The 17,756-nt window shown below is 67.0% G+C and carries 13 protein-coding genes; 7 read left to right on the top strand and 6 right to left on the bottom strand.

Features of this window, described 5'->3' with window-relative positions; all coding sequences use genetic code 11:
• Positions 1-16: 16 nt before the first annotated feature.
• On the bottom strand, positions 17-2,176 hold the full coding sequence (locus LMQ14_RS23670; protein WP_267735651.1) for an FUSC family protein: 2,160 nt from the start codon (positions 2,174-2,176) through the stop codon (positions 17-19).
• Between the two features lie 230 nt (positions 2,177-2,406).
• On the opposite strand from LMQ14_RS23670, the gene galT reads away from it, so the two are divergent.
• Together galT and LMQ14_RS23660 are read left to right on the top strand one after the other, a co-directional pair.
• Entirely contained in the window at positions 2,407-3,489 is a 1,083-nt protein-coding gene (galT, locus tag LMQ14_RS23665) for a galactose-1-phosphate uridylyltransferase (protein WP_420714561.1), read from the top strand.
• Positions 3,486-4,574, top strand: a complete 1,089-nt coding sequence (locus LMQ14_RS23660; protein WP_267732060.1) for a galactokinase — start codon at positions 3,486-3,488, stop codon at positions 4,572-4,574. The genes galT and LMQ14_RS23660 overlap by 4 nt, the downstream gene beginning before the upstream one ends.
• On the opposite strand, the gene LMQ14_RS23655 is transcribed toward LMQ14_RS23660, so the two are convergent.
• Together LMQ14_RS23655 and LMQ14_RS23650 are read right to left on the bottom strand one after the other, a co-directional pair.
• Positions 4,567-5,052 (bottom strand): hypothetical protein, encoded by a 486-nt coding sequence (locus tag LMQ14_RS23655; protein ID WP_267732059.1) that lies wholly within the window; start codon positions 5,050-5,052, stop codon positions 4,567-4,569. The two genes, LMQ14_RS23660 and LMQ14_RS23655, sit on opposite strands and share 8 nt — an antisense overlap.
• Positions 5,053-5,074: 22 nt before the next feature.
• On the bottom strand, positions 5,075-5,833 hold the full coding sequence (locus LMQ14_RS23650; protein WP_267732058.1) for a hypothetical protein: 759 nt from the start codon (positions 5,831-5,833) through the stop codon (positions 5,075-5,077).
• Positions 5,834-5,968: 135 nt separating this feature from the next.
• On the opposite strand from LMQ14_RS23650, the gene LMQ14_RS23645 reads away from it, so the two are divergent.
• Positions 5,969-8,605 carry a GH92 family glycosyl hydrolase gene (locus tag LMQ14_RS23645; protein ID WP_267732057.1) on the top strand — a complete coding sequence of 879 codons (2,637 nt, stop codon included), beginning with the start codon at positions 5,969-5,971 and terminating at the stop codon, positions 8,603-8,605.
• Positions 8,606-8,613: 8 nt separating this feature from the next.
• Here the strand turns inward: LMQ14_RS23645 and LMQ14_RS23640 are convergent, their stop codons facing one another.
• Positions 8,614-10,989, bottom strand: a complete 2,376-nt coding sequence (locus tag LMQ14_RS23640) for a lysylphosphatidylglycerol synthetase family protein (RefSeq protein WP_267732056.1) — start codon at positions 10,987-10,989, stop codon at positions 8,614-8,616.
• Positions 10,990-11,193: 204 nt separating this feature from the next.
• On the opposite strand from LMQ14_RS23640, the gene LMQ14_RS23635 reads away from it, so the two are divergent.
• The 4 genes from LMQ14_RS23635 (at position 11,194) to LMQ14_RS23620 (ending at position 15,058) form a co-directional block, all read left to right on the top strand.
• A complete protein-coding gene (locus tag LMQ14_RS23635; protein ID WP_267732055.1) occupies positions 11,194-12,141 on the top strand; it encodes a class I SAM-dependent methyltransferase in 948 nt (315 codons plus the stop codon).
• Positions 12,142-12,279: 138 nt separating this feature from the next.
• A complete protein-coding gene (locus tag LMQ14_RS23630) occupies positions 12,280-13,707 on the top strand; it encodes a CehA/McbA family metallohydrolase (RefSeq protein ID WP_267732054.1) in 1,428 nt (475 codons plus the stop codon).
• Positions 13,708-13,765: 58 nt separating this feature from the next.
• Entirely contained in the window at positions 13,766-14,281 is a 516-nt protein-coding gene (locus LMQ14_RS23625; protein ID WP_267732053.1) for a nitroreductase family protein, read from the top strand.
• 9 nt (positions 14,282-14,290) lie between these two features.
• Positions 14,291-15,058, top strand: a complete 768-nt coding sequence (locus LMQ14_RS23620; protein WP_267732052.1) for a class I SAM-dependent methyltransferase — start codon at positions 14,291-14,293, stop codon at positions 15,056-15,058.
• A 12-nt stretch (positions 15,059-15,070) separates the two neighbouring features.
• Here LMQ14_RS23620 and LMQ14_RS23615 read toward each other — a convergent pair whose 3' ends face one another.
• Both LMQ14_RS23615 and LMQ14_RS23610 read right to left on the bottom strand, forming a co-directional pair.
• A complete protein-coding gene (locus LMQ14_RS23615; RefSeq protein WP_267732051.1) occupies positions 15,071-16,351 on the bottom strand; it encodes a cytochrome P450 in 1,281 nt (426 codons plus the stop codon).
• Positions 16,348-17,748 (bottom strand): NAD(P)/FAD-dependent oxidoreductase, encoded by a 1,401-nt coding sequence (locus LMQ14_RS23610; protein ID WP_267732050.1) that lies wholly within the window; start codon positions 17,746-17,748, stop codon positions 16,348-16,350. Before LMQ14_RS23610 ends, LMQ14_RS23615 begins: the two co-directional genes overlap by 4 nt.
• Positions 17,749-17,756: the final 8 nt, after the last annotated feature.

Genomic DNA, 17,756 nt, shown 5'->3' with positions numbered 1-17,756 from the left:
CTGCGCAGCCCGTTGCTCAGCTTGTCGAGCTGGACACCTTCGGGGTGTCGTGCGCGCCGAGGTTGGTCGCCGCGGTGATGATGGCGCGTTCGATCTGGCGAAGCGCATGCACGGCGGTGAGGAATCGCCGGGTGCCGGGATGCGGCCCGTGCTCGCCGTCGTGATGGCGGGCCAGCGCCTCGGCGGCGTCGAGTGCATCGGTGTTGGAGTTGACGCACACCCCGGTTGCCCCGTCGACGAGGGCGGCCAGTGCGTCGATGTTGTTCCGGGTCTGTTCGGCGGCGGCGGTGAAGGCATCCGCGAGCTGTGGCGATCCGAAGTGGTCCTGGTAGCGCTCGCTGCTGCGCGCCAGGCTTCGTCCGTACCGGTCGCAAGCGGTGAAGATGCGCAGGCCACGCCGGATGCTGCGGCGCCCGGCAAGGCCGGCCACTCCCGCCAGCAGCGGCTTGGCGGTAATCCGGAACTGCTGCAGGTCTCGGTCGAGTTGACGCGCTTGCTCGGTCGGGCTGGCGGCTTCGTCCCTGCCGAACATCGTGGCCGTGGAGATCTCGATCAGCGCGGTCAACGCCGTCAAGAAGGCGTGCGTGTCGTCGCGGATCGCGGTTCTGGTGTTCGTCGGCAACACCAAGATCGCCACGGTCACACCGATCACAGCACCGATCGCGGTCTCTTCGATCCGCAACAGGAATACGCCGAACGAGAATTCGCCCATCAGGCCGTAAAGCAGCGCCAGCATGGTGGTGATCCAGAACGTCATCAGGCTGTAGGTGACCGTCATGAAATAGAAGGCGCAGAACAGGCAGACGAAGATCGCGACCAGCGAGGTCGTCTTGTCGCCGGCGACCAACGTGGCCGCCAGGATGCCGCAGGGCACGCCGAGGATGGTGCCGAACAGCCGCTGCCAGCCCTTGGTCAGGGTTTCACCCCAGGAGTTGGTGCCGGCGAAGATCACGAACGTCGCGATCACCGCCCAGAACCAGCGGGCCGGCGACACCAGCTCGCCGGTGACGATGGCCAACGACGCGGCGATCGTCACCTGAATGGCCTGCCGGGTGGTCTGCGATAGGCCGGTGTCGGCCTTCTCGGCAGCGGCGGCTTCGTCTGGTGGGTCGTCTGCGGGCTCGGGTGGCTCGGTGGCGCCGGGGCCTGCCACCGCGCCGGTGGTGGCGTGCTCGACGATCGCACGGATTTCGGCAGTTGCGTTGGCGGCGTTGATGATTGCCAGCGCAAGGCGGCGTACCGCGGCTTGACCGGGGTCGTCGTGGGCGGTGGGCCCGGGCTGCTGGTCGAGAACCCGCTGCGCGTGATCCGCCGCCAGCTGCAGACCGCCGGGCGCCGGAACCCGGATCGCTCGCGCGAGTTCGTCGAGCGCCCCGACCAATTCGATGCGGGTGCCGACCGCAATGGCGGTGGGATCTTCCGCGACGAGTGCTGCCACGGTCCGCCCGGCGTTGGCGACCCATTCGATGGCTAGTTCGGCGTCGAACAACCACGGAGCCAGTTGCTGGCTGGTCACTCCCGGCCACAGGACGGCGGGGTCGGCCTTGTCCTCGATCTGGCTCTGCACCATCAGGGCGGTCTCGTTGAGCCGAATGGTGCGGGCCCGCATGTGGCGTCGGCGCCGTTCGTCGAGCCGGCCGGTACGAACCGCCTCGGTCGTGGTGCCGACCAGGATGGCCATCCGGGCGCGCAGCGCACGAATCGTGGCGCGCAGCACGCGTTCTGGCCGATCGGGCATGACGTAGCTGCTCATCACGTACGTGCACACGGTGCCCACCACGACAGCGCCGATCATCCACGGCAATTCCGAAATGGCTGCTCGCAGATACAAAGTGAAGAAATACGCCATGAACGCGACCATGCCGAGTGCCCTGCCCCGGGGTCCGAAGCGGCGGACGTAGACCGCGGCGAACACCACCACCACGAACACGGCGTCGGCGGCCACCGGGTGTGGTGCGAGCAGCGCGGCGGCGGTGATGGACAGCGCGGCGGGCACGGGCAGCAGCGCCATTGTGATGCGCTGTTGGCGCGGGTCCGGCTCGTTGACGGATCGGGCCGCGATCATCGTGATCACGACGCCCAGCAACGCGACGGTCAGCGGCTGTCCGGTTGCCCGGGTCAGCACGAAAAGCATCGCCAGCGAACAGGCCAGCGCGGCCGTCGTCCGAGTGGCCATCCGCAGTCGCAACAACCCGGGATCGGAGCCGATCCACCAATTTCGCGCCCGCTCGTAGAGCACCGTCGTGGATTCGCGCAGACCGCCGGCGGCGTCGAGATTCGGGGTATCGCCGAGGCCGCGCTCGTGCACCTCGCGCCCACCCGACACCCCGTTACCGCCTCTCGTCTGCTCACCCTTTGGGCAGCGCCACTGCCTGACTGCTGCCGACCAGGCTAGTCTTCGAACTCGTGACAGCGCCGACGCGGGCGAAACTGGCCGACGGCCGTGACCTGTTGTTCTTCGCATTGCCCGGGCACTCTGCGGAGCCGGTCGCCGATCGCAGACCCTTGCCGGAGCGCAACCCGGACCCGTCGCAATTGCGGTACGACCGGTCGACCGGGCAGTGGGTGATCATCGCCACGCTGCGACAAGACCGCACCTACAAGCCGCCCGCCGACCAGTGCCCGCTGTGTCCGGGCCCCACCGGATTGACCAGCGAGGTGCCCGCGCCGGACTACGACGTCGTCGTATTCGAAAACCGGTTCCCGAGCCTGTCCGGCACCGGCCGGCCGATGGCGGCGCCGGCCGGCGACGGCTTCATCTCCGCGCCGGGGCATGGCCGCACCGAGGTGATCTGTTTCTCCAGCGACCACACCGGTTCGTTCTCGGAATTGCCGCCGGCGCATGCGCGGCTGGTGGTCGACGCGTGGCGGCACCGCACCGCCGACCTGCTGGCCGCACCGGGTGTCGAGCAGGTCTTCTGCTTCGAAAATCGCGGGGAGGAAATCGGCGTCACGCTGAGCCATCCGCATGGTCAGATCTACGGCTACCCGTATCTGACGCCGCGAACCGCCGCAATGCTGGAACAGGCTCGCGAACATCGAAAGCAGCACGGCGACAACCTCTTTGCCAGCCTGCTGGCGCACGAGGTCGCCGACGGCAGCCGCGTCGTCGCGCGCAGCGAGCTGTTCACGGCGTTCGTGCCGTTCGCGGCGCGCTGGCCGGTCGAGGTGCACATCTACCCGAACAGGTTCGTGCGCAACCTTGTCGAATTGACCGACGACGAACTCGACGCGTTCGCCCGGGTCTACCTCGACGTGCTGGGGCGGTTCGACAGGATGTATTCGGCTCCGCTGCCTTATATTTCGGCGCTGCACCAGTACGCGGACACCGACGCCCAGGCCGACGGCTACTTCCACGTCGAATTGATGTCGATCCGGCGCAGCGCCACCAAGCTCAAGTACTTGGCGGCTTCCGAATCGGCGATGGGCGCGTTCATCGGCGACGTCATGCCCGAACACGTGGCCCAGCGATTGCGTGAACTGGCATGACGGTCCGCTACGCGGCACCGGGCCGGATCAACCTGATCGGGGAGCACACCGACTACAACCTCGGCTTCGCGCTGCCGATCGCGCTCCCAGAGCGCACCGTCGTAACCTTTACCCCCGACGGCGGCGATGCCATCACCGTCAACAGCGATCGCGCGGACGGCACGGTACGCATTCCGCTCGGCACCCTTCCCGGCGACCTGGACGGCTGGGCGAGTTACGTGGCCGGGGTGATGTGGGCGCTGCGTCAGGCCGGCCACCCGGTGCCTGGTGGGGCGATGTCGGTCACCAGCGACGTGGCGATGGGGTCGGGCCTGTCGTCGTCGGCGGCGTTGGAATGCGCGGTGCTGGGCGCGATCACGTCGGTCGCCGGTGTCGGCATCGACAGAAAAGAACAAGCGCGGCTGGCCCAGCGCGCCGAGAATGAATATGTCGGCGCCCCAACGGGTTTGCTTGACCAACTGTCCGCACTGTTCGGCGAGCCGTCGACCGCGTTGCTGATCGACTTTCGCGATGTCACCGTCGAGCCGGTGGCCTTCGACCCCGACGCGCGCGGCGTCACGCTGCTGCTGGTCGACTCCCGGGCGCGGCATCGGCACGTCGGCGGCGAGTACGCGGCCCGGCGCGCTTCGTGCGAGCGAGCGGCCGCCGAGCTTGCGGTGTCGTCACTGCGTGAGGTTCAAGACCGTGGGCCATCGGTTTTGGTACCGGTCACCGATCCGGTCGACGTCCGTCGGGCCCGCCATGTGCTGACCGAGAACCGGCGCGTTCTCGATCTCGTGGCCGCGCTGCGTGATTCGGACTTCACCGCGGCGGGCCGGATCATGACCGCCTCGCACGCGTCCATGCGCGACGATTTCGAAATCACCACCGAGCACATCGATCTGATCGCCGACACCGCGGTACGTGCGGGTGCCCTCGGCGCCCGGATGACCGGCGGCGGCTTCGGGGGTTGTGTGATCGCCTTGGTGCCAACCGACCAGGCAGCCGCGGTCGGCCAGGCGGTGCGACGCGCGGTGTCCGACGCCGGGTTCGAGCTGCCGGTAATCACTCGAACCCGGGCGGCCGCGGGCGCGGGGGCTAGCTAACCGGCGTCAGCTTGACTGCACCGAGGTGCATCCGGTCGACCGCCTCGCCGAACTCCTCGAGCGTGGGGATGCGCTGGTCTCGGAATTTCAGCCCGATCATCGTTTGCGCACGCCGCAGGCCATACGCGTCGGCGCATCGCTTGTAGAGATCGGAAACGATCGCGCGGTCCCGGATCAGCTCGCCGCTCATCGCGGTCGACTTTCCGTCGTAGACGACCTGGGCCGGTGCGCCACCGCGGAAGTTCTGCTTCCACGCAGCACCGGTCAGCGCATATAGATCGTTGTCAATCACATGGGCGCTCACCGGAAGTGTGAACGGGCGTCCCGTCTTTCGGCCGGTGAAACTCAGCACCATCAGCTGCTTGCGGGCCGGGCCGGCCAGCGGGGTGCGCAGCAGGAAACCCAGCATCGGGTTGACGAGTTTGAGCAGGAACGAGGGCGGGTGTCCGGCGTCGATCGCGTACGACTCTTCTGCCATGCACACACCGTAAGGCCAATCGCTAGGTTGAGCAGCCTTTTCCGCGCAGGATCGGTGCGAGCTTTGTCAGCGGGACGTGGGGCGCGACGGCGCCGGGCGAAATCCCGCCCGGGCCGCGCTCGGCCGGCATGTACAGGACGAGGTCCTCCCCGTCCAATGACCAGGCCTGGTAGCCGTCGACCAGGGTGCCCTCGGGGTGGTCGGGTTCGAACTGCTCAACCTGGAATGGCGACCCGTCCAGCGCCCGCCGCACATAGGGATGCGCGATCGGCGGGATCGCCGTCAGTGGGTCCACACCGGGGCAGAGCAGATCGGCCAGTTGCAGTTGGCGTTTCGAGTCGAAGGTGAACGTGGTGATCGCGGCACTGGGGTGAGGCATGCTGCTGAAGTACCAATCGGACTGGAAAACAACCGTTTTCGTGATCCCAGCGTGGGTGAGAACCTGCGAGCTCAGGTTGGCGTTACCGTTCCCGTTGCTATCCGTTTCGCCGTAATCGGTGAAGAATTTCCGGATGAATGGCGTCAGGACCGGCCCGGCCGGCGGATTGTCGACGAGGTCGACGGGGTAGGCGGCGGTCACTTCGAGGTGCGCACCGTTGACGTCCCTGCTCACCTTGCACTGTCCGATTTTCCCGTCCCACACCCCATGCACGTCGTTGCAAAGGCGGTTGGGAATCGGGGTCGTGCTGGCAGCGGGACTGCTCGCACCGTGGTTCGGGCCCTGGCAGCCGCACGCGATCAGGGCCGCGGCCAACGCGATGGCGAGCCAGTAACGTGGCATCGCCTCACCTTAGAGGCTCGCTGACCGCGCGCCGCGCGTCTGGGTAGGTGCCAACCCCTGCCAGGCCTGAAACTCGAAATCCATTTGCAAAACGCGCACGCCAAGGCATGGTTATGCAGTAAGACAAGACAAGCCATGAAGTCTCTAAGGGTCCTCATCGCACTAGTTGCGGTGATGGCTGTCTTCATGGCGTTTGTGGCTGCCGCCCCGCCCATCGCCTACGACGGCGAACCGGCTTTCGTCGCGAATCCGGTCGAGCATGTCGACACACTCATCGGCACGGGCACGGGCGGCGAGACGGTGGGCGAGATCAACGACTTCCCCGGCGCCTCCGTGCCATTCGGCATGGTGCAGTACTCACCGGACACCGTCGGCAACTACGCCGGCTATAACCACCACAATTCACGCTCGACCGGGTTCAGCATGACGCACGCGTCGGTGGGCTGCGCTGCATTCGGCGATGTCTCGATGTTGCCGACTACCGATCCGGGCGACGCGCAACCGTGGAATGCCTGGGAACGGATCGCCCACGATGACACGGAACAGGGTGAGCCGGGCTACTACACAGTGCGGTTCCCAGATACCGGAGTGACCGCAGAACTCACCGCCACCACCCGCACCGGCGTCGGCCGGTTCAGCTACCCGCACAACGCCCGGCCCGCTCAGTTCTATGTACGTTCCGGTGCTTCGCTGGCCGGCAACTCGCGCACGGCCATCCATATCGGCGAAGACAACGCGACGATCACCGGATGGGCGACCAGCGGCGGATTCTGCGGCAAGAACAACACGTACACAGTGTATTTCGCCATGAAGTTCAGCCAGCCGTTCACCTCTTACGGCACCTGGGACGGCTATTCGGTTTACCCCGGTGCCCGCAGCGCAGTTGCGCCCTATGGCGGGGGTTACCTCGAGTTTCCGGCCGGGGCTGCTGTCGAGGTCCGCACCGCGATCTCCTACGTCGGTGTCGAAGGGGCGCAAGCAAACTTGGCTGCCGAGGGCGCAGCAAGCTTCAACGAGGTGCGGGCAGCCGCAGTCTCCGAGTGGAACGCGACCTTGTCATGTGTCGCGGTAGCGGGTAGGAATGCTGCCAATATCGACACGTTTTATACCTCCCTCTACCGATCTCTGCTGCACCCCAACACCTTCAATGATGCGGACGGACGCTACATCGGATTCGATGGCGTCATCCATCAGGTGGCCCAGGGGCACACGCAGTACGCCAACTTCTCCGACTGGGACACCTATCGCAGCCTGGCGCCTCTGCAGGGACTGCTGTTTCCCAAGCAAGCCGGCGACATGGCGCAATCGCTCGTCAACGACGCTGAGCAAAGCGGTTCACTTCCGCGCTGGTCTTTTGCGAATGCACCAACCGGCGAGATGAGCGGCGACAATGTAGTACCGCTCATCGTCAACCTCTACATGTACGGAGCGAAAGACTTCGACGTTCGAACAGCGTTGCGGTACATGGTGAATGCCGCGATGAGAGGCGGGGTCGGGCTGAACGGGTATGTGGAGCGGCCGGGCATCGCGACGTACTTGGAGTTCGGCTACGCGCCGTTTACGTACGAGTTCGGAACCGATGGTTGGATCGCCGACGCGTCGATCACGCTCGAATGGTCGGTCGACGACTTCGCTATCTCCCGACTTGCCGACTCGCTCGGTGACACTGCGACCGCAGCCCAATTCCAGAATCGATCGCAGTACTGGCAGAACCTGTTCAATCCGACGACCCGCTACGTGTCGCCCCGGAGCCTGACGGGGTTCTTCCACACCGGCCCCGGATTCGTTTACTCCCCTTCGACTTTCGGCCAAGTCGGATACGACGAGGGCAACGCGGAGCAATACGTCTGGTGGGTACCGCACAATGTAGCCGGCCTGGTGACGGCGCTCGGCGGTCGCCAGGCAGTGGCCAGCCGACTCGACCGCTTCACCGAGAAACTAAACGAGGGCCCCAACGAGCCTTACCTCTGGGCCGGTAATGAGCCGGGCTTCGGGGTGCCGTGGCTCTACAACTACATCGGCCAGCCGTGGAAGACTCAGCGCACGGTCGACCGGGTCCGCGGCCTATTCGGCCCTACGCCGGATGGCGCGCCGGGCAACGACGACCTCGGCGCGCTCTCCAGCTGGTATGTCTGGGCTGCGCTCGGCCTGTATCCCGCCACTCCCGGTACGCCGATCCTCACACTCAACACGCCGCTGTTCGACCGCACCGTAATCAGGCTTCCGGCAGGTAATTCCATCCGGATTTCCGCGCCGGGGGCATCGGGACCGAGCCATTTGACGTACATCAGCGGCCTGACCGTCGACGGCAAGCCCACCGACCACGTCTTTCTCCCCGAGTCGATCATCCATACCGGCGGCGAGCTCACGTTCTCGCTCGCCGCCTACCCGGACAGGGGCTGGGGGGCGAGTAAATCCTCGGCGCCACCGTCGTTTGGAGCCGGCGGTGCGGCGATGACTCTTAATGTGTCCACCCCCGTCGTCACGATCGCGCCCGGAAGCACGGGCAGCGTCAAAGTCGACGCTCAACGGATGGCCGACGGTGCCGGTAACTACAGCCTCACTGGCGTGTCACCCGACACTGGGATTACGGCTGCGCCGGTGTCGGGTCAGTTCGCCTCGGACGGGTCGTCCACCGTTACGGTCCCGATCACGGTGGCGCGGTCGGTTTCCGAGGGCTATCACCTCGTTTATCTCACCGCCGTAGTCGGCGAGAGTGTCCGGACGGCAACCGTACTGGTCAACGCGCAAGCCCAGACCGACGACCCCTGAGCGTCTCGCTAGACCATGTCGTTGTCGGCGAGCCAGCGCATCACCGGCCAGCCGATGAACACCGGCAGCCAGCAGGTGAGCACCCGATACAGCAGCACCGACGGCACGCCGACGGCGGCGGGCACACCGAAGGCGGCCAGTCCACCGATCAACGCCGCCTCGACGGCACCCACACCGCCAGGTGTCGGCGCGGCCGAAGCCAGGGTGCCGCCGACCATCGTCACGACGGTGCAGGTGACGAATGTAGCGCCGCCGCCGAAGGCTTGGACGCTGGACCACAGCGCCAGCGCCGCACCGAGAGTTGTTCCGGCACAACCGAGTACGATCAGCGAGAGTCGCTTTGGTTCGCGGACAAGCTCGAGGAGGTCCTTGGCCACCTCTTGTATCCGCGGGCGCACCGCCGTCGCCAGCCAGCCCCGGAGCTTGGGCACGAACAGAAACGTGCCGATGATGCCCAGCGCCACACCCGCGAGCAGATAGAGCACGGTGGCATCCGGGACGAAATGCGAAAGGTCCATCGACGCGCCCGCCACGGTGCTGAACAAAATCAGCAAGACCAGGTGCATGATCACCTGCACCGATTGCTGCAAGGCCACCGCGGCGGTGGCCCGCATGACGGACAAACCACCCTTCTGCAATATCCGGGTGCTCATCGCCAGGCCGCCCACCCCGGCCGGGGTGGTGGTCGCGGCAAAGGTGTTGGCTACCTGGGCTATTGAAAGCTTCCAGAAGTTCACCGTTCCGTCGGTGCACGCCCACAACGCGGCCGCCGCGCCCACGTACGTCGAGGCCGAGATGAACAGGCCCAGCACCGCCCACCACCAGTTCGCCGTTCTGAGTTCGGAAAAGAACGTCGGCACGGTGCTGATGAAGGGGTACGCGACATAGACCAGCGCGCCGAGCAGGACCAGCTGGACGACCTGGCTGCGGGTGAACCGGGTGATGGTTTCCTTCTCGATCTGATCCGCACCCGTTTGCGACTTGACTTCGGCCCGGGCGGCGGAGATGACGTCGGCCGCATCGCCCACCGACCTGCGGACCCGTTTGGGCACAGCGGATTTGGTGAGCCGACGGGACGCGGTCAGGATGCTGTCCTTGCCGAAGGTGTCGATCGCCGCGCGCACCGCCGACTTCGCATCGTACAGCGCCGTCGTCGTCACCAGGAGCTGGGCCAGGTCTGACTGAAGTTGGGTGTCGGTGGCGCCGTATTCGGCGTTGCCGAATCCGCCGAAGAGCACCGTGCCGTCGTCGACGGTGATCTCGTTGCAGCGCAGGTCGCCGTGCGAGATCTGATAGTCGTGCAACTTTCGCAGCGACTCCCACACCCGTGCCACCGGAGTGGTCTTGGTGCATTCGTCGAGCGCGATGCCGCGAACGGGCCTGTGCGCGTACAGCGTCCAACCCCGGTCCAGCGCAGCGAAGGCGATCGTCGACGTGTTCGCCACGCCCGCCTCACCGATGGCGATGGCCATCAACGCGCGATGCTCGACGGCACGGCTCATCGAGGCCTGGAAGGGTGCGGTCTCCGCGTCGCGCAGCCGCAGCTTGCGCCATAGTTCGCGCAGTGCACCACCGCTGCGTTGGTGCGGACCGTACAACTCGATCGCTGCCGTCGAATCGGGGTCCCCGGAATCGGTCGACAACACCAGCGGACCAGGTCCGGCGGGGCGGACCACCATCAGCCGCGACACGACGAATCCGCGCTTGGCCATCGCACGCACGGCCGCCGCCAGCGGCACCTCCAGCGCGGGCGTACCGACGGCCAGCACCACCAGAGCGCCGACGAACCATCCCACCGCCAACCCCAGCAAGGAGCGGGCCGGCACGATGGCGCTGATGACCAGGTGAATCGGCACGAACGCGAGCAGCAGTGTCCACCACCAGCGCCGCCAGCGCGCGGGTAACCAGGGTCCCGAAACCGTCAGCACCGCGGCCAGCATCGCGATCCAGCGCGGGTCGTCGAGAAACTGCGCGGGCAGCGTGCTCAGCCGGTCCGAGACGTCGAAATGCCAGCGCGGTGCGGCGAGGCGGTTGCTGCTGATCGAAAGCGGCAGTGCGGCGAGAATCGCGGCGGCGGCGTAGGCGCCCAACAGTTTCCATTGCCGGGCGACGATCAGGCCGATCAGGATCATGAACGGCAGCGCCAGAATCGCGAATCCGTACACCAGATAAACCACATCGGCTTGGGTGGGCGACAACACCCCGACAATCCGCGAGACGGATTTCTCCAGCCGAATCCAGCGGCTGCGGGTGACCAGCGACCCGGTGATCACCGATGCGAGAAAAGCGGTGGCCAGGATCAGGCGCAGAATGTCGTTGGTCCGCCGGTTCACCGGTTGCAGCAAGCTGCCAGAGACGCTGATGTCGCGTCCGTCAACTCGCATGTCAGGATCCTTCGGACCGGGGTCGCGCTGTTAGCGGCCCGCCGACAACTTAACCGGATACCTCCGGGCAAGCGTGCATGAACCTGACGGACAGCTTGTTCACCTGCGGGTAAACGCTAGCGGGCGCCGAAGATAGCCACAGCCTGCGGACAGCTTGCTCACGTAGGGTCGCCCAAAGCGGGTGCCAACCGGGAGGACGTGAGCGTGGCCAGAACCGATAACGACAGCTGGGAGATCACCGAGAGCGTGGGGGCGACGGCGCTGGGCGTCGCGGCATCCCGTGCGGCGGAGACCGAGAGTGACAATCCACTGATCCGCGACCCGTTCGCGCGGGTTTTCCTCGACGCGGCCGGCGACGGAGTGTGGAACTGGTATTCCGCGGGACAGCTGCCCGACGAGCTGCTGGAATCCGAACCCGATCTCGCGCAGCAGATGAAGGGAATGGTCGGCTACATGGCCTCCCGGACCGCCTTTTTCGACGCGTTCTTCATCGACGCGACGACGGCGGGGATTCAGCAGGCGGTGATCTTGGCGTCGGGGCTGGACTCGCGGTCCTGGCGGTTGCCTTGGCCGGACGGCACCACGGTCTACGAACTCGACCAGCCCAGGGTGCTGGATTTCAAGGCGTCGACGCTGGCCGAACACGGGGCCGAACCCGCCTGCAATCGGGTCGCCGTCCCGGTGGACCTGCGCCACGATTGGCCGACGGCGTTGCGGGAGGCCGGTTTTGACGCCTCAGCACCGAGCGTCTGGTCGGCCGAGGGACTGATGCCCTATCTGCCGGCCGCGGCGCAGGAGTTGCTGTTCGAGCGGGTGCAGGGGCTCACAGTCCCCGGCAGCCGGATCGGCGTGGAGGCGTTGGGGCCGCAGTTCCTGGACCCCGAGGCCCGGACGCGGCGGCGGGCACGGATGGATCGCGTCCGCGCGGCGTTCGCCAAATCCGACCCGCAGCGTGAGGTCCCCAGCACCGACGAATTGTGGTACTTCGAAGAGCGCGAAGACGTGGGCGCCTGGTTCGGGCGCCACGGCTGGGACGTGACGGTGACGCCGTCGCTGGAACTGATGGCCGGCTATGGCCGCAGGCCCGCGAAAGAGGTCGAGAACGACGTTCCCGGCAATCTGTTCGTGGCCGCACAGCGCTCGGCGACGTGATTCGTTGACGTAGCGATCTCATCAGCCCTACAGCGGGTGTTCGTGTCGATGTAACGGCTGGTTAGACCTTCATGGCGAATGCTGTGGGCGTATCCGACGCCGTCGTCGGAGTGGCAACACGCCGACAGGAGAGAAGCCATGAGCATTGCCAGGGTCGCGCCCGGTGCCGTCACCGGGCAACGCGACGGCAAGGCAATCGAAATAGCGTTTTCCGGACGGTTTGGTTTTGGTATCTACCGGTGGGCCTACCTGCCGTTCGAGGTACCGCCGGGTGTGCAGCAAATTCGGGTGGCCACCTCCCATGACTCCGGTATGGGCGGCCTGGCGCGAAATGTGTTGGATCTAGGGATGTTTGGCGCGGCCGGCCACGATTTGGGCAATGCCGCCGGATTCCGGGGCTGGTCCGGCGGGGCCCGCGACGGCTTCATGATCTCCGCCACCGATGCCACGCCCGGCTATCTGGCCGGCCCCATCGAGCCGGGCGTATGGGCGGTGGCGCTGGGTCCGGTGGTCCTCAGCCCGTGGGGGATGTCCTGGCAGGTGCGGGTCACGCTGGACTACGAGCCGCCCGCCGGGTCGCCGGTGACGCAGGACTCATCGGTGGCGTTCACACCCGCCTCGGTCGGTGGTGCGCGCTGGTACCGCGGCGATCTGCATCTGCATACCGAGCACTCCGACGGCGAGCGCGATCCCAGTGAACTGGTGTCAGCCGCGCACGCCGGCGGGCTCGACTTCATCGTCTCCACCGAGCACAACACCAACTCCGCCAACCGGGTATGGCCCAGCTGCCGCACTGGATCGCTGTTGGTGATTCCCGGTGTGGAGGTCACCACCCGGCATGGACACTGGCTCGCGGTCGGGTTGCCCCCGGGCGGCTGGGTCGACTGGCGCTACGGGCCGAGCGACAGGGTCTTTCCGCGCTTCGCCGCCGAGGTCCGCCACGCCGGGGGCTTGGTGGTCGCTGCCCATCCGGCGGCGCCACTGCCGGGCTCGGCGTGGGAATTCGGTTTCGCCGAGGTGGATTCGCTCGAGGTATGGAATGGCAAGTGGAACGTCGATGATGAAGTTTCCCTTCGTATTTGGCAGCGGTTGTTGCGGCAGGGCCGGCGCATTGTCGCGGTCGGCGGCAGCGACTCGCACGCCAGGCGTCAGCTGGTCGGCGCGCCGCAGACGGCCGTGCACGCGACCGAGCTGTCGGTACCCGCGATCGTCGACGGGCTGCGCCGCGGCCGCTCGTACATCGTCGGATCACGCGATGTCGCCTGTGAGCTGACCGCGTCCTGCCCGAGCGGCGGCGACGTGGCCGGGCCCGGCCAGCAGCTGCGGGTGCCGCCTGCTGACACGGTGACGGTCACCGCGATGATCAGCGGAGCTCCCGGCACCACCGCCGCTCTGATCACCGCGGCGGGCTGCGCGGGACGCGCGCCGGTAGCCTCGGCAGGGAGCAGGCTGCAATGGGAGCTCGACGCCGCGTCCGCGCGCTTTGCCCGACTCGAGGTACGCGACGGGCGGCGGGGCCGGCTCGGCGCGATGGTCGCCTTGACGAATCCGGTGTGGCTAGCCTGAGAAAGGGTAGAGCACACCAGTATTCGCGGCGTGAGCGCGCGCAGACGAGAGGAACGAGATGGAAACCTGGGACGCGATCCGCGCTCGGCGCAATGTTCGGCAGTACCAGCCCCAACCGGTGCCGGATGACGACCTGGACCGAATCGTCGAGGCCGGCTGGCGGGCACCGTCGGCGAAAAACCGCCAGCCGTGGGACTTTGTCATCGTCACCGACCCGGCTCAGCTGCAGGAGCTGTCCACGGTCTGGCGCGGTGCCGGTCATATCGCCTCGGCCCCGGCCGCGATCGTGTTGGTGGTACCGGTTCCGCCGGACGAGCGCCGGCTGGTGACCGACAACTACGACGTCGGCCAGGCGACGATGGCGATGATGATCGCGGCCACCGACCTGGGCATCGGCACCGGCCATTCGTCGGTGGGGGATCAGGAGAAGGCGCGCGAGATCCTGGGCGTCCCGGACGACTATCTGGTGGCCTTCATGCTCGGTGTCGGGTATCCGGCCGATCGACCGCTTACCCCGATCCGCAAGCCGGACCGGCGCCCGTTCGACGAAGTCGTCCACCGGGGACGCTGGTAGGTGGGCACGGTGACAGACACGGGACGGACGCGCGAGCACCAAGGCGAATACGGATACGACGGTTCTTTCCACAGGGTTTCGCCCGGGGCGCAGGTGGCGGGCGTGGCCGGTGTCTCTGCCGTCCTGTTCGCGGCCGCCGGTGTCGCCTTGGCCCGTGGTAATCGGTTGGCGGCGGCGCTCGGCGCGGCCTCGGCCGTTCAGGTCCTCGCGACGGCCGCCTCCTATATCTATGCGACCCGGCGGGGCAAGTTCGTGGTGTGGGACCGGATCCTCGACGAGCTGGGGCTACACGGCGACGAAACCGTGCTCGATCTCGGATGCGGGCGCGGCGCGGTGTTGCTCGCCGCGGCAAAGCGGGTGCCGCGGGGCCGCGCGATAGGCGTCGATCTATGGCGCGCCGACCAGACCGAAAATTCGCAGCAGGCAATGCTGTCCAACGCGGACCTGGAAAGCGTCTCCGAGCTCATCGAGGTGCACACCGCCGACATGACCGCGTTGCCGTTGGCCGACGAGAGCGTGGACGCCATCGTCAGCAGTTTGGCCATCCACAACATCCCGACCCGCGAGGGCCGGCGAAAGGCGCTGGACGAAGCGGTTCGAGTGCTGCGACCGGGTGCCCGACTCGCGATCGCCGACCTCCGGGAAACGAACCTCCACGCCGCCTATTTGCGTCAACTGGGTTGGCAGCGCGTGCGGCGGCGCAACCTCGGCTGGCGCATGTGGTACGGCGGTCCCTGGTTCGCGACGCGTCTGGTCACCGCGACCAAACCGGGCTGATTTCCCAACGGCTCAGGGCCGGATCTCGTCGTAGTCGACCAGCACATGCCGTGGGCCGCGGAACACCTGGCTGATGCGGTACGGCGGTGGATCTTCAACCAGCCGAGGGTTTTTCACCCGGCGCAGGAACGCCTCGAACGCGGTGTTGACTTCCAAGCGGGCCAGCGGGCCGCCGAAGCAGACGTGAATGCCGCGACCCCAGCCCACGTGCTCGTTGTCGGCGCGCTGGGGGTCGAACGTGTCCGGGTCGGTAAAGCGCCGCGGGTCCCGGTTGGCCGCACCGTACATGAGGTAGATGGGCGCGCCCCTGGGAATGGTGGTGCCGGCGATGTCGATGTCGGCCAGCGCCGATCGGGTCGGGAAGAATTGCACCGACGACTGCAGACGCAGCACTTCCTCGATCGCGCCGGGGATCAATTCCGGTCTATCGCTTAGCAATTCGATCGACCAAGGGTTGCGCAGCACGGTCAGCACGCAGTGCGAGATCAGGTTGACCGTCGAGTCGTGACCGGCGACGAACAGCAGGATGGTGTTGTTGACGATCGCACTCGTCGACATCCGCCCGTCGGGGCCGTCGTCGTGAACCAACTGCGAAATCATCCCGGGCCCAGGTGATTTCGCTGCTTTCTCGACCAGCCCGACGATGTACTCGTTGAGCTCGACGTCAGCGGCTTCGCCCTTGGCGCGACGGGCCCGGCCCTCCTCGGTCTGGATGTCGGGTCCGAGATCGAAGATGCCGCTGACCACGTCCGCGATCCACGCGTGAAATTGGGGTTCGTCTTCGATGGGTATGCCCATGATTCGGCAGATCACGTTGACCGGCAGCGGGTAGGCGAACTCGTCGACCACGTCGATGCGAGTCTTGCCCACCGCCTTGTCGAGCAACTCGTTGACGATCTGCTGGCACAGCGGCTCCTGGCCGGGAATCAGATCCGGCGCGTCCGGTGGGCCGAAAAATCGCATGCACTGCCGGCGGGCCCGGTCGTGGTCGGGCGGGTCCTGCGCGATGAAGCTCGGCTCCTGGCCGTAACCCCCGGCGATTTCGGGCGCCATTTCGACCACCGACTCGTCGGCGATCCGGCGGCCGCGGGTAGTCGTCGGACGCCCCTTGCGCAGGTCGGAACTCACCCTGGGGTCGTGGGCCAGCGCCATCAGCTCTTCGTACCCGGTGACGGCATAGATGCCGTCGGACACTCGCGCGACCGGTGTCTTGCGCAGCTCGTCGAAGAACGGATAGGGATTCGCCCGGTTTTGGTACCGCATCGCGGCGTCAAATGCTTCCTCGGGCGTCATCGCGACACCGTCACGGGCTGCCGGCGTCGAGGACGGAATTCGGCGTGCCACTCGCTGGGGTCGTGCCCCGTCAACACCACATCCGGGGTCTCGGTGGGCACACCGCGCGCCGGGAAGTCGGCGGGCATCACGCGCATGTTTTCCGGGAAATCGAATCCCGGCGGATGCGGCGGGAACGGCCCGGACCGCGCGATCTGCTCGCGGTAGTAGTCGATCCACTTGGCGTGGTTGAAGGTGACCGCACCGACGATGCGGCCGTGGCGTCCGTAAGCCGCGGCGAACCTGCGCTGCTTCACGGATCCCTGCGTGAACACGATCTCGTCGCCAAACGACGGCACGCCAACGGATTTGATGTTGACACCGAACTGGGCCGACCAGAATTGCGGGATCAACAGATGTGCCCAGCGGTCGATCTCGTCGCAGACCATGTTGTGTGCCGCGATCCGGGCACCCAGCACGGCGTTGTCCCAGTGTTCCATCGCCAGGAACTCGTAGTCGTAGAGCACATGCGGGGACCGGGCGACGTCGCCGGCCACGAAAATGTGGGTGGTGACCACCCCGTTGATGTCGAACGCTCGGCATCCGGCGTCGCACCCCACCCCCCAGAACCCGGCGGCCAGCCCGGCGCCCTCGAGCCACTCGACGTTGCGGATCGACCCCAACGAGGTCACCACGACGTCCACGTCGAGGGTGCTGCCATCGGAGAGCCGCGCGCGACGCACGTGACCGTCGGCGTCACCGTCGAGCGCCAGCACCGACACGCCGGACCGCAGATCCACCCCGGCCGCGCGCTGCATGTCGGCGGCGATCGCGCCGATCACCGCGCCCAGTGCGCCCGAAAGCGGGCCCGGGCCCCGCTCGGTGACCGTGACCTCGAGCCCGAGTTCGCGGCAGACCGAGGCGGCCTCCGACCCGATGAACCCCGAACCGATGATCAGCACCCGGCGCGGACGGGCCGCCAACGCGGCCTGCAGCTGCGCGGCGTCGGCGCTGGTGCGCAACGTGTACACGCCCCGCAGCGCGGCCTCCTCCGGGTTGGGCCATCGCCGCGACCGCACGCCCGTGGCGATCAGCAGGCTGTCACCGACCACCTCGCTCCCGTCGGCAAGGCGCACGACCTGGTTAGCCCGGTCCAGGGCGGTCGCGGGAACCCCGAGCCGCCACTGCGCATCCACCGCGCGCAGCCGCGGCAGTTTGGTGTGATCGGCTGCCACCCAGCCTTTGAGGACCTGCTTGGACAGCGGCGGCCGGTCATACGGCTCGTCCGGCTCGTCGCCGATGATGGTCAGCTCGCCCCGAAAACCCTCTTCGCGCAGCGCTTCGGCGGCCCGCAGTCCGGCCAGCGAGGCGCCGACGATGACGATGCGCCCCTTGTCTTTGAAGCCGTTGCCGTTCACGCCCGGCC

Origin of the sequence: Mycobacterium sp. Aquia_213, from assembly GCF_026625985.1 — a bacterium.
GTDB lineage: Bacteria > Actinomycetota > Actinomycetes > Mycobacteriales > Mycobacteriaceae > Mycobacterium.
This window is presented reverse-complemented; position numbering and strand designations above follow the sequence as displayed.